Genomic DNA, 15377 nt, shown 5'->3' with positions numbered 1-15377 from the left:
CCGGAAACTTAAGGAAGATCAGCTATGCAAGAAATGTTGGCGATGCTATTCAGCTATCTGTCGGGCCTTTGGCGTTTCAGATGGGCGGCATTGGTTATTGCATGGCTGGTTGGTGTCGTTGGATGGTTTTCGGTATCACAGGTGCCCGATCAGTACATGGCTACAGCCAGGATTCATGTCGACACCAATACCATCCTGCGGCCACTGTTGAGGGGATTGGTGATACAGCCGGATATTGATCAGCGCGTAGAGTTGATGAGTAGAACATTGCTTAGTCGACCCAATCTCGAAAAGCTACTCAGAATGACTGATATGGACCTCCGGGCCCAGACAGAAAGAGAGAAGGAAAAGCTTTTCAGCAATATCCGGAGAGCGGTATCGCTATCTGGCGATCGGCGCAATTCATCCCTCTATTCGGTGTCTTTCTATCATGAGGACCGCGATCTTGCCCGGAAAGTTGTACAGGCGCTAATCACCGTATTTATTGAGAGCGCAGTCAATGAAAAGCGCGGCGACTCGGATTCAGCCCAAACCTTCCTTGATAAGCAAATAGCCGAGTATGAAAAACGTCTGGTTGAGGCCGAATCTGCGCTGGCTGACTTCAAGCAAAGGCATGCGGGGAACCTGCCGGGTGAAGGCGGTGGCTATTATCAGCGTCTGGTGGCTAGTCAGCAGCAGTTGAGTGAGGCGCGTTTGCAACGTAGTGAGATGCAAAACCGGCGCGATGAGTTAAAACGTCAATTGGCTGGAGAGCAGCCGGTCTTTCTGGCTAGCGGTGCCAGTGAGCAGAGCTCATCCATTGATGGTCGCATTAGCTCGCTGAAAGCCCGGCTGGACGAGCTGCTATCCAAATATACTGATCGCCACCCCGAAGTTGTGCAAATCAACAATCTTCTCGAAAGCCTTGAGCAGGAGCGAGAGTCGGAGCTCGCGAAACTGGCAACCGGGGAAGCATCCGATCTGTCGGGCATGAATACCAGCCCTGTTTATCAGCAAATGCGTTCGATGCTGGCGGAGGCGGAAGCCAAAGTTGCCGAATTGAATGTTCGTGTGGCTGAGTATCAACGCCGTGTTGATAAGCTCAACAGTATGGTGGACAAAATACCCCTGGTTGAGGCCGAGCTGGTTCAGTTGACCCGCGACTATGAAGTCCTCTCCCAGCAGCACACCGGGCTTCTGGAGCGTAGGGAATCCGCTCGGATCTCTGAGGATGTCGAGCAGCAGGCAAATGACCTGGTGTTTAAAGTGATCGATCCTCCATTTGTTCCCTTAAAGCCCAACAAGCCCAATAAAATACTACTTAATACCGGTGTTCTGGTGGCTTCCCTGGGCGTAGGTGCGGGGTTGGCATTACTTCTGTCATTGCTGAGACCGGTCATATCTGACCGGCGCAGGTTGACCATGGTTACCGGGTTGCCTGTATTGGGCTGTGTGATGCACATTCCTACGCCTGCACAGCAGCGAATGGCAAAAATGAACAAAATACTGTTTGTCGTATTGCTGCTGTTGCTGGTTGCTGTCTATGCCGGTGTCACTTTTCTTGAAGAGCTGGCGTTGACATGAGCTCGGTGATATTTGTTCCATGCGGCGCTCACTTGGAGAGCGATGTAAATTGTTTGGTCATCATCCGGAAACCCTATGAGCACAATTGAAAAAGCAGTTGAAAAGCTGGGGAAGAAGAGTCAGAAAAATGATTCGGCAGCTCCCACATCAAGCTCACCTGAGGCAGGGGTCAACCTAATGTCCGATCTGGACAGCCGGGAGGAGGTTAGCAAAGCGGTTGCTCCATCAGTAACACGCTCCGCAAATAAAAGTATCGTTCTGCCTATTAAAGAGTTGGAGGCAAAAGGTTTTGTCTCCCCGTACAAGCCGAGGAGTTATATTGCAGAAGAGTATCGGGCGATCAAGCGTCCGTTATTGCAAAACATAGACACCAATATGGCTCAGGGTACAGACCATGCCAATCTGATTATGGTGACGAGCTCTTTTGAGGGAGAAGGAAAAACGTTTTCAGCCATTAATCTGATGCTGAGTATCTCCATAGAAAAAGATAAAACAGTTTTGTTCGTGGATGCCGATATGGCAAAGGCCACTGCTGGAAATATATTGGGTATTCCCGATGATACGCTAGGGCTGATTGATGTTCTGGAAGACGAAAATATCGGCATCGAAGACGTATTGTTAAACACGGACCTGCCCAATGTGCGCATTATTCCAGTGGGTGTTGCCCATGAGCGGTCCACAGAACTGCTTGCCAGTGAGCGGATGAAGCAATTGATGGCAGAGTTGTCAGCGCGTTATCCGGATCGGGTTATTATTTTCGATTCCCCACCGTTCCTTCAGACGAGTGAGGCAGCAGTGCTGGCCGACTGTATGGGGCAAATCGTGTTTGTGGTCGAAGCGGAAAAAGTTTCACCGGATGTTGTGAAACAGGCGGTTAGCCGGATCAGTGACGATAAAATTATCGGGATGCTACTCAACAAGGCCGTAAGATACCCTTGGGACAATTATACCCATGGCTATGGTTATGGGTATGGACACAGTTATGGGGCAGGTCGAACAAGGATAGGTGGCGGCCAGAATGAATAACAGCACACGGGTTTCCCTTTGTAAAATCAGCCGTGTGGCATCTATTGCCATGGTCGTGATATTGGCCGCGCCGTATTCGCTGAATGCTGGCGAATGGAAAAGCAAGGGGAGTATTACTTTTGGTGAAATTTACACGGACAATGTCGAGCTGGACGATGACAACAAGGAGAGCAAATTTATCAGTGTGGTGCGACCTACCATCGAACTTGAAGGTAAAGGCAGACGCGCTGAAATGTCACTGGTTGGTGCTTTTGAGTTTAACAATGTAGGTGGTGGCGCAGACTCCTTTAATCCCAGGGTGCGTGGTGACGGCGCTGTTGAGTTACTGGAAGATTTCTTTTTTGTTGAAGGCGATATCTATTCCAATCAGACGCTTATCGACCCTTTCGCCGCTTCTGGCAGCACTCAGCTCAACAGATCCGACAACGTTACAACCACTTATGATTACAGCATAAGTCCCTATCTTGTTCATCGCTTTGCACGGTTTGCCGACCTTCAGGTGCGCTACACCTATGATGATCAGATCAACAAGGGTGATGAGCTTTCCGACAGTGTTCGAAAAATGTCAGCGGTGACACTCAACAGCGGTCCGGATTTTGGCCCCCTGAGCTGGACCCTACGTGCCGACCACCAGAAAACGGAATTTGATGGCGATGGCTTCATGAATCAGGACGGGGATAATGAGCGCTCTACGGCCAGTGTCAGGCTGGGTTATGCCCTCGATCGAAAGTGGCAGTTGAATGGTACTTTGGGTCAGGAGTGGAATAACTTTCAGACTTTCGATGACGACAATACCGATGGTGATTTCTGGGATGTAGGTCTGGTATGGACCCCAAACAGACGAACAACTTTTGACTTCGGCTACGGAAAACATTTTTTTGGTACCACACCCCGCTTCAAGTTTAGCCACACCACCCGTCGGACATCTCTTGCCGTCAACTACAGTCGTAGCATCACCGACACCCGATCAGAGAGACGTGCTGCCAGCCTGTTCCCGGGAGAAGACCCCTTTGGAGACCTGATTGATCCAATTACCGGAGAGCCGCTATTTCTGACAGATAACCTCACTTTCCGGGATCAGGGAATTTTTGTTAATGAGTTGTTTGATGCTTCGCTAACACTGAAAGGCAAGCGCAGTGATCTGACCTTCTTTGTTCGGGAGTCAAAGCAGCTCCGAGAGGACATCGACAGTGACGCAAAGTTTACTTCCACGGGTATTCGGTTTAATCGAAAACTGTCTTCAAAAATCAGTGTTACCTCAAGATTGAGTCTGGATGAAAGAGAAAACCGGGCCACTTCAGAGTCGGAAATTACCAGGTTTTATCTGAGCATTGATCGTCAGCTGGGTCCCAAGACCTCTGTAACGCTTGGCTACAGTTTTTCTGACAGGGACGCAGACGGTTTTGGGCGTGACTATAAAGAAAACCGGTTAAACCTGGGCCTGACAATAGATTTTTAGGATATATCATATGGTCAGGAAGCCACAGCCTCCACAGATCCTCTGTGTCGTAGGTGCAAGACCAAATTTCATGAAAATAGCGCCGATTATGCGAGGGTTAAATCACCCGCAAGCGGGCCTTTCTGGCAAGCTGGTTCATACCGGGCAACACTACGATGCCGCCATGAAGACAACCTTCTTCGAGCAGTTGCATATCCCCCAGCCCGATATTGATCTCGAGGTGGGGTCCGGCACCCATGCCACACAAACGGCAGACATCATGAAACGTTTTGAGCCGGTCCTCGATGAGCAGCGGCCCCATGCAGTACTGGTGGTGGGCGATGTGAATTCCACCATTGCCTGTGCGCTGGTCGCCGTGAAAAAGGGTATTCCGGTGATTCATGTGGAAGCAGGGCTGCGCAGTGGGGATCGCACCATGCCCGAGGAGATCAACCGGGTATTGACGGACCAGATTTCGGAATTGCTGTTTACCACGGAAAAATCGGCTGCTGACAACCTGCTGCGGGAGGGCATTGATCCGGATCGCATACATTTTGCCGGAAATGTGATGATCGACACGCTGCGTTATAATCTGACACAGGCGATACCGGCGATGACGACCACTTCCGGGCTGAAAAAAAATGGCTCAAGGCTGGGTCTCACCAACGGTTATGGCCTGTTGACACTGCACCGTCCAGCCAATGTTGATCACCCCGAAGTGTTGCAAAGCCTGCTCAGCGTGTTGGTTGACATCAGCCGGGATATCCCACTGGTTTTTCCCGTCCACCCCCGGACCCGACAACGCATCATTGATGCCGGGCTGGAGCCAATGATTGCCTCCTCTGCGCTATACATGACAGGCCCGTTAGGCTATCTCGAGATGCTGGGCATGATGAAAGACGCGCGGCTGGTGCTCACCGATTCCGGAGGAATCCAGGAGGAAACGACAGCGCTGGGTATTCCCTGTGTCACCCTTCGTGAAAATACCGAGAGGCCCATTACAGTGGAGCAAGGGACCAATACCATTGTCGGTACCGATCCGTGGGCAATCCATGCCTGTGTCGCAGATATTCTCAGTACCGGTGGAAAATCGGGTTGTATCCCCGAGCTTTGGGATGGCCAGGCGGCAGAGAGAATCGTGGAAACAATTGCTCTCTGGTCTAACGGGAGCCTGTAGTGAATCACGCAACCTCTATTCGCAATGCCATGTCGGTCGATGTGGAGGACTATTATCATGTCTCCGCCTTCGAGGGTTGCATCAATAAAAAACAATGGAATGAGATGCCCTGTCGCATAGAGGCCAATATGGAGCGAATCCTGGCCCTATTTGAGCAAAAAAGCATCAAGGCAACCTTCTTCACCCTGGGTTGTGTGGCCGAACGTTACCCCGCTATGGTCAGGGAGATTGTCGACCAGGGGCACGAGCTGGCCAGCCATGGCTGGGAGCATATTCGGGTTACCCAGCAAAATCAGCAAGCCTTTACCCAGGACATTACCCGAACACGCCAGTTGCTTGAAGATCTTTCGGGCCAGCCCGTGATTGGCTATCGCGCCGCCAGCTATTCCATCTGCGAGGAAAACCTCTGGGCGCTGGATTGTCTCGCCGATGCAGGCTACCAGTATAGTTCCAGTATCGTACCCATCAGACATGACCATTACGGCATACCGGGCGCTCCCCGGTTTGCTTTTCCGGCGGCCAATAACAGGTTGTTGGAGATTCCTGTTACCACTATTCCCGTCGCAGGGCGCAACATCAACTGTGGTGGCGGCGGCTGGTTTCGTTTATTTCCCTACAGTTTCACCCGGTGGGCGATCAATCGTGTTAACCGGAAAGAGCATCAACCCTGTATTTTCTACTTTCACCCCTGGGAAATTGACCCTGAGCAGCCGCGTGTGCCAAACGCCGGCAGTAAAGCCAGATTCCGGCACTATTTGAATTTGCATAAAGTCCATCATCGACTGGAGCAGCTTGCCGATGACTTCCTGTGGGGGCGAGTTGATGAGGTGTTCCTGAAAGGCTTCCAACAAAAACAAACCGGCAATGATCAGTGGGGTTTGCATGGCGCTTGCGATTCATCAGCTGTCTGACGAAGATTTGTCCCAATGGGACGCGTATGTTTTAAAAACGCCAGCGGCAACGTTCTTTCACAGGGCCGGCTGGAAAACGGTTCTACAGCGAGCCTTCGGCCACCAGCCCTATTTTCTCTATGCCGAGCACGAGGGAGAAATAGTCGGCATACTGCCGCTGGCACACAATAAAAGCCTGCTGTTTGGCAACAATCTGGTATCCACACCATTTTGCGTCTATGGCGGTATCGTTGCCGACACCGATGAAATTGCCGCAGCACTGAGAACCGCCGCCTGCGATCTCGCGCAGACACTTCATGTGGATGTGCTGGAGTTGCGAAACCAGCACCGTTCAGCTGAAAACTGGCCGACAAAGAGTATTTATGCGACCTTTCGCCGCTCTATTGATCGGGATCCCGAGGTCAACATGCAGGCGATTCCCAGCAAGCAGCGGACCATGATTCGCAAGGGAATCAAGAATGGCCTGGTGAGTGAGCCGGGACAGGACTGGGAACGAATTTATCGAATTTACGCAGAAAGTGTCAGAAATCTCGGCACGCCGGTTTTCTCCAAAAACTACTTTTCGCTTCTCCGGGAAGTGTTTGGCGATGACGTCGACACTCTGATGATTACCCATGAAGGGCGCGATGTGGCAGGTGTGTTGAGCTTTTACTTCAGAGATGAAGTGCTGCCCTACTATGGGGGCAGTATTGCCGAGGCGAGGGAAATCAAGGGCGTCAACGATTTTATGTATTGGGAGTTGATGCGTCGTTCAGCTGAGCAGGGTATCCAGGTGTTTGATTTTGGTCGCAGCAAAGAGGGCACGGGTCCCTACCGTTTCAAGCAGCACTGGGGATTTATCCCTGAGCAGCTGTATTATGAATATCACTTGGTCGGGGCGGACAGTATTCCGGATATAAATCCCCTCAACCCAAAGTATCAGTACTTCATCAGGGCATGGAAAAAACTGCCATTGCCTCTGGCAAATACCGTTGGGCCACTACTGGCAAAAAACCTGGGTTAGGAATTTGTCAAGCATGAAGCCAGCATTGTTATTTCTATCTCACCGGATCCCTTTCCCCCCCAACAAAGGCGACAAGATACGCTCCTTTCACTTGCTCAAATATTTGAGTGAGCATTATCGTGTTTACCTTGGCACTTTTATCGATGATGCAGAAGACTGGCAATATCGGGAGCAGGTTCGGGAATATTGTGAAGATTGCTTTTTTGTCAGGCTGAATCAGCGCAAGGCCCGGCTGAAAAGTCTGTTCGGACTGATAGCTGGTGAACCGTTGACCCTGCCTTATTTTTTCAGTGCCGCGTTGGCCCGCTGGACTCGCAGTGTAACTACTGAGCAGGGTATTCAGCGAGCCGTCATTTACTCCGCCGCCATGGCGCAATATGTTTCCGGCACAGAGCTGCCTATTGAGCGGAAGCTGATTGATTTCGTGGACATTGATTCCGATAAGTGGCGACAGTATTCGGCGAGAAAGCGCTGGCCAATGAGCTGGATTTATCGCCGGGAGGCAAAGCGGTTACTGGCTTACGAGCGTCATGTGGCGGCTGATTTTGATGCCAGTCTGTTTGTCTCTTCTGCCGAAGCGGGCATGTTCCAGAGGCTCGCCCCCGAAGTGGCCAGTAAAACCGGCTTTTACAATAATGGCGTGGACGTGGATTACTTTTCGCCGGACACTGATCTGGTGACGCCATACAGTCCTCAGGACAAAGTCCTGGTTTTTACCGGTGCGATGGATTACTGGCCCAATGAGGATGCGGTCTGCTGGTTCGCCGAGAAAGTGTTCCCGGGACTCAGCAGGATTGATAGCAGTCTGAGACTGTATATCGTCGGCAGTAATCCTACCGAAACTGTTCAGTCTCTGGAGAAAATTTCCGGGGTTTGTGTCACCGGTCGGGTGCTGGATGTCCGCCCCTATCTAAAATTTGCCATGGCTGCAGTTGCGCCGATGAGAGTTGCCCGGGGTATTCAGAACAAAGTGCTGGAAGCCATGGCCATGGCCAAGCCGGTTATCGTCACCCCGCAGGCATTGGAAGGCATCGCAGCTGAACATGGTCAGGACGTATTGGTGGCTGACGATGAAGCGGCTTTAAGAGCATTGGTCGAGCAGGTTCTGGCCGGTCAGTTTTCCTCAATCGGCAAGACGGCCCGAGAAAAAGTCACCCGTGATTTCAGTTGGGAAGACAACCTGCCCAACGTCACCAGCTGGCTGGAGTATGGCAGGAACTCAGTGAGTGGGGATGCCAGTCATGAAGCCTGAATCGTCTTTAAGTAATGCCTGGCAACAGTACACAGGTAATGGACAATTGCTTGTCCCTGTTTTTTTTATTGTCTTGGTGATGGCATTTTTAGGTCTTTTTTACGAAACCACCTGGTCGATGGTGTCCACCTGGTATGTGGCTGAAACCTATACCCACGGTTTTCTGATCCTGCCTATTGTCGCCTGGCTGATCTGGCGGCGCAGAAATTTTCTGCAGAACCTGCGGCCCACTCCGCAATTTTTGGCGTTGATCCCCCTGGCTGCTGCAGGGTTTCTCTGGATGTTGGGTAATCTGGTGGATGTTCAGGTTGTTCAGCAGTTCGCGCTGATCACCATGGTTGTCGCTGCGTTTCTGACGGTTATGGGGATCGATATCTCCAAAGCACTGATTTTTCCGCTGGCATTTCTATTTTTTGCAGTCCCCATGGGGGAGGAGCTGGTTCCCCCGTTGATGGAATACACCGCAACGGTAACAGTCGCTTTGGTAAAACTTAGCGGAATCCCCGTTTATCGCGAGGGCATGTTTATCGCACTGCCCTCCGGAAACTGGTCAGTCGTGGAAGCCTGCAGCGGTATTCGGTATCTGATTGCATCGGTGACCCTGGGATGCCTGTTTGCCTATATCAACTACTCAAGCATGAAAAAAAGACTGGCATTCATCCTGGTGGCGTCAATTGTACCAATCATTGCCAACGGACTGCGCGCCTACATGATTGTCATGATTGGCCATCTCAGCGGCATGGAGCTGGCGGTAGGCGTTGACCATCTGATTTATGGCTGGGTTTTCTTCGGGCTTGTTATGCTGATTTTATTTGTGATTGGGGCCAAATGGAGCGACCTCGACCAGCTGCCTGTGCACGCAGATAGCCTTTCTGAGACGAATTCCAACCAGCGATCACGTTTGCCCGGCTTGGCTCTTATTCTGGCGGTTTTCGCCACACTGGCAGTGGCAGCTATCTGGCCCGCCTGGGTTTTTGCGTTGAATCAGGGGGGGCAGTCCAAACCAACTGCCGCCGAGTTTGCACCAGAGCACCTCGGCAAGTTTACCCTGAGTACGGATATGTTCTGGGACTGGTATCCCCAGCACCGGGGCAACGATAGTCATATAAAGCAGTTTTACGTGTATCAGAATCAAAATGACGCTGAAGGGCAGCCCGCTGTAATGCTCGATATTTCCCAGTATCTGCGACAGGAGCGGGGTGCGGAACTGATCAGTGGTCAGAACCGTCTGTTTAATCGCGATGTTCGCGACTGGCGGGTGTTTCCCATGGGCGGAGAATCCGTGGACCTCAACGGTGAAACAACCGGGGTTTTATCCGCAGTGGTGAAAGGACCCGGTCAAAATCTGCTGGTTTGGCGGTGGTATCGCATTGGTGACCAATATACGGCCAATGACTATGTGGCCAAGTTCTATGAATTGAGCGCCCGGTTGCTGGAAAACAGGCGGGATGGTGCCATTATCACCCTCGCGGTACCGATAGATTTCCCGGGCGAGAGCGAACAGATGGCCGTTGCTGAAGAAATGCTGCAAAGGTTCATCCATACGATGTTGCCGGAACTGGAAAGCTCACTCGATCGGGAATTTTCCGGGGCAAAGCAACCGTGAAAACCACTCCTCTTGTGGCGCATATCATTTATGCCCTGGGCACCGGCGGTCTGGAAAATGGCCTGATCAACATCATTAACCGGACACCGCCAGACCGTTATCGGCATGTGATTATTTGTCTGACAAATGCAGATGAGTTTGCCAACCGGATTACCTTGCCGGGTGTACAGGTTATCCAGCTGCATAAACCCGCTGGTCAGAATTTTCGTGTTTTTTGGGATTTATGGAAAACCCTGCGGACCCTGCGGCCCGACGTTGTTCATACCCGCAATCTGGCCAGTCTGGAGATGCAGTTAGTCACGCTGTTGATGCCCGGTATCAAACGTGTACACGGTGAGCACGGGCGGGATATTCACGACCTCGATGGCACCAATAAAAAATATAATCTGTTGCGCAAAGCAATGCAGCCTTTTGTGCATCGCTATATCGCGGTTAGCCGGGACTTGCTGCAGTGGTTGAAGCATACGGTCTCTATCCCCGAGAAAAAATTGCGCCAGATTTACAATGGTGTCGATGCGGGAAAATTTTCACCCCGACAGGGCAGTCCACTGGTGGGCGATCTGGCCCCTCCGGGATTGTTGCCAGAGAACGCCGTTGTGGTTGGTACTGTTGGACGGCTCGCCGAGGTAAAAAATCAGCAGCTGCTTATTGAGGCGGTTGGCTATCTGTTCACAAAGAGGCCGATACTGCGGGAAACACTGCGGCTGGTCCTGGTGGGTGACGGCCCGCTCAAGCCGCAACTGGTTGAGCGGGTAAAACAGCTTGGTCTCTCCAATGTGGTGTGGTTTTCCGGTGACAGGAATGATGTCCCGGCATTAATGCAGCTGATGGATATCTTCATCCTGCCATCCCTCGCAGAGGGTATTTCCAATACCCTGTTGGAGGCGATGGCTTCCGGCTTGCCGGTCATTGCCACTAGCGTGGGTGGCAATGTAGAGCTGGTAGAAGAGGGCGTTAACGGCAGGTTGGTGCCGGTCAATAATGTGGTAGCAATGGCCGACGCTTTGGCTGAACTGGTAGATGACCCCACCCTCCGGCAGTCCATGGGTGAAAAGGGGCTGGCTCTGGTGAGGACAACGTTCAATTGGGAAAAGACAGTGGCGGATTACCTGGCTGTTTACGACACCCTGCTGGGTGTGGATAGTGCACCATTGAATAGCAACAGAACTCAGGGCAATTAATGCATGTGTGGTATTGCGGGAATTTTTGATTTAACGGGCCGTCGGGATTTTGATGGTGACCTGATCGGCGCGATGAACCAGACTCAGTTTCATCGCGGCCCCGATGAGGGTGGCCAGCATCTGGAGCCGGGTGTTGCGCTGGCCCATCGCCGTCTGTCGATTATCGATCTGTCCTCCGGGCAACAGCCCATGTTCAGTGAAGATGGCAATCTTTGCGTCGTTTTTAATGGCGAAATTTACAATTTTCACACATTGTCCGAGCAGCTCAGGGAAAAGGGCTACCACTTTCGTACGCGCTGTGACACGGAGGTTATCCTCTATGCCTGGCAGGAGTGGGGAGAGCGTTGTGTGGACCACTTTCGCGGCATGTTTGCCTTTGCTGTCTATGACCGCCGGGCAGAATCGGTGTTTCTCGCCCGGGACCGGTTTGGTATCAAGCCGTTGTTCTACTCCATCCTGCCCGACGGGCAACTGGTGTTTGGCTCCGAACTCAAGGTGCTCAAAGCCCACCCCGACCTGCCGCGTTCGCTGAATGTGCGGGCGGTAGAAGATTACTTTGCCTTTGGCTACATCCCCGAGCCAAAAACCATTTATCGCGATGTCTTCAAGCTTCCACCCGGGCATACCCTGCTGCTGCGCCGGGGTGAACCGGTGCCGGAGGCTCACGAATATTGGGATATCCCCTTTACACCGGTCCAGGCAGGCTCGGAATCTGAGGTGCAGGAAGAACTGCTGGTGCGGATGCGGGAAGCGGTGGAGGTGCGCATGGAGGCCGAGGTGCCATTGGGGGCATTTCTGTCGGGTGGTGTGGATTCCAGTGCCGTGGTGGCAATGATGGCCGGATTGCAGGATAAACCGGTCAACACCTGTGCCATCGGTTTTGATGTCAAGCAATTCAATGAGACCGAGTTTGCCCAGCAGGTGGCCACCCGCTATCAGACCAATCACTTCGAGCGCACCGTCAGTAGTGACGATTTTGACCTGCTGGATATTCTCGCCGACCTCTATGATGAACCCTACGCAGACAGTTCGGCGATCCCCACCTACCGGGTTTGCCAGCTGGCCAAGCAGCAGGTAACCGTGGCCCTGTCCGGTGATGGCGGTGACGAGGGTTTTGCCGGGTATCGCCGTTATCGCTGGCACATGAACGAGGAAAAACTGCGATCCAGGCTGCCACTGGGGTTGCGCAAACCCCTGTTCGGTACACTGGGCCGCCTTTATCCGAAGGCCGATTGGGCGCCCAGAGTGTTTCGGGCCAAAAGCACGTTCCAGTCTTTGGCGCGCAATTCCGTCGAAGCGTATTTTCACTCGGTTTCACTGGCCAAGGACGATCAACGGGAAAAACTGTTCAGCGAGAAAATGAAAAGCCAGCTGGCGGGCTATCGTGCGGTGGATACCTTTCATCACCATGCCGCACGTGCTCCCACCGATGACCCACTGTCGCTGATTCAGTACCTCGACATGAAAACCTATCTGGTGGGGGATATTCTTACCAAAGTGGACCGTGCCAGTATGGCCCATGCGCTTGAAGTCAGGGTGCCATTGCTGGACCACAAGCTGATGGAGTGGGTTTCCGGTCTGCCCTCCAATATCAAATTGAAAGGACAGGAAGGTAAATACATTCTCAAAAAATCCCTTGAGCCGCACTTGCCTGATGATGTGCTTTACCGCGACAAAATGGGTTTCGGCGTACCGCTGTCAAAATGGTTTCGCGGGCCGCTCCGGGACAGGCTGCGGCGTACAATTACCGGCGGAAACCTGGCTAAAACCGGACTGTTTAACCAGCCCTATCTGGAAGAGCTGGTCGACCAGCACCTCTCCGGTCGCCGTGACCACAGCGCTGTTTTATGGTCGTTGTTGATGTTTGAAGCCACCACCAAACACGATCAATTCGAGCTATAGATTACCATGCGTATCCTCCATATTCTCGACCACTCGATTCCCCTGCAAAGTGGTTATACCTTCCGCACCCGCAATATTCTCAGGCAGCAGCGTGCGCTCGGCTGGGACACGGTTCATGTCACCGGCTTAAAGCATCCCGGTTCTTCGGTGCCGTATGAGGAGGTCGACGGACTTCGTTTTTACCGGACCCCGGCCGGGAGTGGTTTGCTGTCACGGCTGCCGATACTCAACCAGTGGCAGGTGATACAGACGCTGGCAAAACGTATTGCCGAGGTCATCGAAACGGAGAAGCCGGATATCCTCCATGCCCACTCCCCGGCGTTAAATGGTCTGGCAGCATTGCAGGCGAATAAAAAATTTGGCCTGCCACTGGTTTATGAATGCCGTGCTTTCTGGGAGGATGCCGCCGTTGATCACGGTACCAGCAGGGAGTTGGGTGTTCGCTACCGGTTGACCCATGGCATGGAAAGCCATGTTTTTCGTCGCGCCGATGCCGTCACCACCATCTGTCAGGGGCTGCGAGACGATATCGTCCGTCGCGGCATTGAGCCATCTAAGGTTACCGTAATCCCCAATGCGGTAGACATTGAGCACTTCAGTGTGGAGGCCGGGGCGGACCCGGAACTGCAGCAGACCCTTGGCTTGCAAGATAAAACGGTACTGGGTTTCATCGGTTCATTTTATGCCTATGAAGGTATTGTGTTGTTGCTTGAAGCCATGCCGGAAATGATTGCCAGCTGCCCCAATTTGCGTCTGTTGCTGGTGGGTGGCGGCCCACAGGAGTCACTGATCAAGACAAAGATTGATGAGATGGAGCTGCAGGATGTGGTGATCATGACAGGCCGGGTTCCCCATACCGATGTGCAGAATTATTACAATCTGGTCGATATCTTCGTCTATCCGCGGCTTAGTATGCGGTTGACAGATCTGGTAACGCCCTTGAAGCCACTGGAAGCCATGGCTCAGGGTAAGTTAGTGATCGCTTCGGATGTAGGCGGTCACCGGGAGCTTATTCGAGAAGACGAAAATGGCTGCCTGTTTACCGCTGGCAGTGCTACATCATTGGCTCGCACCGTTATCGGATTGCTCGATGACCGGCAGCGATGGCCTGCCATACGCAGCAATGGTCGCCGTTACGTGGAGGAAGAGCGGAACTGGGCCAACAGCGTCAGCCGATATCGGCAGGTTTATGGCGATCTTTTAGGATGACGGCTCAGCCAGGAAAAAAATTGCGTCTGGGGGTGGTTGGTCCTCTGCCCCCTCCGGCAGGTGGCATGGCCACCCAGACCAGCCAGCTGGTCAAGTTGTTCAAAGAAGAAGGCGTAGAGGTTTGCCTGGTGCAGACCAATCGGCCCTACCGTCCAAAGTCAGTGGAAAAACTCAGGGGCGTTCGCGCACTGTTCCGTCTGGTACCCTATCTGGTGGCCGTCTGGAAAATGGCTGGCAAAGTCGATGTCATCCACCTGATGGCCAATTCCGGTTGGTCATGGCAGCTGTTTTCCACGCCCGTGGTCTGGCTGGCATGGTTGAAAAATACCCCGGTTATCGTGAATTACCGAGGGGGGGAAGCGGGCAGTTATTTCGAGCAGTCTTTTCGGTGGATCAGGCCAACCCTGAACCGAGCCACGCAAATTGTTGTACCCTCCGGCTATCTTCAAGAGGTGTTTGCCGGGTTCGGCGTTGAGACCACTGTGATCCCAAATATCATAAATCTGCAAAGGTTCAGGCCGGTAGCCATGGTCGATGATGTGCCCGCCACAAAGGGGTTCAGGGTGATTATTACCCGCAATCTCGAAGCCATTTACGGCATTGCAACAGCAATCAAGGCTTTGGCAATCGTGCGCAGGGAGATCCCTGCAATAGAACTGGCCATTGCCGGTTCCGGACCGCAGCTGGCCGAACTGACCGCCCTGACCGATCAGCTGGGTCTACAGAAACATGTTCAGTTTGTCGGTCGACTGGATGCACAGCAAATCGTGGATTTTTACCAGTCCGCCGACCTGGTTCTGAATCCGACCACCGTAGACAATATGCCGAACTCCGTTCTGGAAGCACTTGCCTGTGGTGTGCCAGTGGTGACGACGGATGTGGGCGGTATTCCCTATATCGTGTCGCAGGAAAAAACCGCCCTGATGGTGCCTGCAGGAGACGCAGCAGCCATGGCGGCGCAGATAATCCGCCTGTATAGGGAAGAAGAGATGCGGCAAAGGTTGATTGACAATGGACTGGACGCGGTCAGGCTCTACGCATGGCCAGTGGTAAAAGAACAGTGGCTGACACTCTATCGATCACTGAGGTCAGGGTTATGAGGTCAGAGC

Annotated in this window: 12 protein-coding genes; all 12 read left to right on the top strand. The window is 52.7% G+C overall.

Annotation, left to right across the window (positions count from 1 at the left end; all coding sequences use genetic code 11):
• Window positions 1–24: 24 nt before the first annotated feature.
• The 12 genes from AACZ64_RS10590 to AACZ64_RS10535 all read left to right on the top strand — a co-directional run bounded on the left by AACZ64_RS10590 (window position 25) and on the right by AACZ64_RS10535 (window position 15368).
• On the top strand, window positions 25–1563 hold the full coding sequence (locus AACZ64_RS10590) for an XrtA system polysaccharide chain length determinant (RefSeq protein WP_293614096.1): 1539 nt from the start codon (window positions 25–27) through the stop codon (window positions 1561–1563).
• A gap of 75 nt (window positions 1564–1638) precedes the next feature.
• Window positions 1639–2589: an XrtA-associated tyrosine autokinase gene (locus tag AACZ64_RS10585; protein WP_339640035.1), complete on the top strand. Its 951-nt coding sequence runs from the start codon at window positions 1639–1641 to the stop codon at window positions 2587–2589.
• Entirely contained in the window at window positions 2582–4048 is a 1467-nt protein-coding gene (locus tag AACZ64_RS10580) for a TIGR03016 family PEP-CTERM system-associated outer membrane protein (protein ID WP_339640034.1), read from the top strand. Before AACZ64_RS10585 ends, AACZ64_RS10580 begins: the two co-directional genes overlap by 8 nt.
• A gap of 10 nt (window positions 4049–4058) precedes the next feature.
• Window positions 4059–5204, top strand: coding sequence for a UDP-N-acetylglucosamine 2-epimerase (non-hydrolyzing) (wecB, locus tag AACZ64_RS10575; RefSeq protein ID WP_293614093.1), 1146 nt, complete (start codon window positions 4059–4061; stop codon window positions 5202–5204).
• Window positions 5204–6115: an XrtA system polysaccharide deacetylase gene (locus AACZ64_RS10570; protein WP_293614092.1), complete on the top strand. Its 912-nt coding sequence runs from the start codon at window positions 5204–5206 to the stop codon at window positions 6113–6115. Before wecB ends, AACZ64_RS10570 begins: the two co-directional genes overlap by 1 nt.
• A complete protein-coding gene (locus AACZ64_RS10565; RefSeq protein WP_339640033.1) occupies window positions 6087–7118 on the top strand; it encodes a FemAB family XrtA/PEP-CTERM system-associated protein in 1032 nt (343 codons plus the stop codon). The genes AACZ64_RS10570 and AACZ64_RS10565 overlap by 29 nt, the downstream gene beginning before the upstream one ends.
• A 13-nt stretch (window positions 7119–7131) precedes the next feature.
• Window positions 7132–8370 carry a TIGR03087 family PEP-CTERM/XrtA system glycosyltransferase gene (locus tag AACZ64_RS10560; protein WP_293614090.1) on the top strand — a complete coding sequence of 413 codons (1239 nt, stop codon included), beginning with the start codon at window positions 7132–7134 and terminating at the stop codon, window positions 8368–8370.
• Entirely contained in the window at window positions 8360–9976 is a 1617-nt protein-coding gene (gene xrtA, locus AACZ64_RS10555; protein ID WP_293614089.1) for an exosortase A, read from the top strand. Before AACZ64_RS10560 ends, xrtA begins: the two co-directional genes overlap by 11 nt.
• Window positions 9973–11157 carry a TIGR03088 family PEP-CTERM/XrtA system glycosyltransferase gene (locus AACZ64_RS10550; protein ID WP_293614088.1) on the top strand — a complete coding sequence of 395 codons (1185 nt, stop codon included), beginning with the start codon at window positions 9973–9975 and terminating at the stop codon, window positions 11155–11157. Before xrtA ends, AACZ64_RS10550 begins: the two co-directional genes overlap by 4 nt.
• Window positions 11158–11160: 3 nt before the next feature.
• Window positions 11161–13059, top strand: coding sequence for an XrtA/PEP-CTERM system amidotransferase (locus AACZ64_RS10545; RefSeq protein WP_293614087.1), 1899 nt, complete (start codon window positions 11161–11163; stop codon window positions 13057–13059).
• Between the two features lie 6 nt (window positions 13060–13065).
• The gene (locus AACZ64_RS10540; protein ID WP_293614086.1) at window positions 13066–14268 is read left to right on the top strand and encodes a TIGR04063 family PEP-CTERM/XrtA system glycosyltransferase; all 1203 of its coding nucleotides are present in this window, start codon (window positions 13066–13068) and stop codon (window positions 14266–14268) included.
• Window positions 14265–15368, top strand: coding sequence for a glycosyltransferase family 4 protein (locus AACZ64_RS10535; RefSeq protein WP_293614085.1), 1104 nt, complete (start codon window positions 14265–14267; stop codon window positions 15366–15368). The genes AACZ64_RS10540 and AACZ64_RS10535 overlap by 4 nt, the downstream gene beginning before the upstream one ends.
• Window positions 15369–15377 lie beyond the last annotated feature (9 nt).

The sequence above is a fragment of the uncultured Porticoccus sp. genome, assembly GCF_963975625.1.
In the GTDB taxonomy this organism is placed as follows: Bacteria; Pseudomonadota; Gammaproteobacteria; order Pseudomonadales; family Porticoccaceae; genus Porticoccus.
The sequence above is the reverse complement of the archived record's forward strand: the minus strand, read 5'-3'. Positions and strand labels throughout refer to the sequence as shown.

What these genes read in the sequence shown, in the direction of transcription:
- xrtA (WP_293614089.1), top strand. Translation starts at nt 8,360, where the DNA reads ATGAAGCCTGAATCGTCTTTAAGTAATGCCTGGCAACAGTACACAGGT.
- AACZ64_RS10590 (WP_293614096.1), top strand. Translation starts at nt 25, where the DNA reads ATGCAAGAAATGTTGGCGATGCTATTCAGCTATCTGTCGGGCCTTTGG.
- AACZ64_RS10585 (WP_339640035.1), top strand. Translation starts at nt 1,639, where the DNA reads ATGAGCACAATTGAAAAAGCAGTTGAAAAGCTGGGGAAGAAGAGTCAG.
- AACZ64_RS10560 (WP_293614090.1), top strand. Translation starts at nt 7,132, where the DNA reads ATGAAGCCAGCATTGTTATTTCTATCTCACCGGATCCCTTTCCCCCCC.
- AACZ64_RS10545 (WP_293614087.1), top strand. Translation starts at nt 11,161, where the DNA reads ATGTGTGGTATTGCGGGAATTTTTGATTTAACGGGCCGTCGGGATTTT.
- AACZ64_RS10580 (WP_339640034.1), top strand. Translation starts at nt 2,582, where the DNA reads ATGAATAACAGCACACGGGTTTCCCTTTGTAAAATCAGCCGTGTGGCA.
- wecB (WP_293614093.1), top strand. Translation starts at nt 4,059, where the DNA reads ATGGTCAGGAAGCCACAGCCTCCACAGATCCTCTGTGTCGTAGGTGCA.
- AACZ64_RS10540 (WP_293614086.1), top strand. Translation starts at nt 13,066, where the DNA reads ATGCGTATCCTCCATATTCTCGACCACTCGATTCCCCTGCAAAGTGGT.
- AACZ64_RS10535 (WP_293614085.1), top strand. Translation starts at nt 14,265, where the DNA reads ATGACGGCTCAGCCAGGAAAAAAATTGCGTCTGGGGGTGGTTGGTCCT.
- AACZ64_RS10565 (WP_339640033.1), top strand. Translation starts at nt 6,087, where the DNA reads ATGGCGCTTGCGATTCATCAGCTGTCTGACGAAGATTTGTCCCAATGG.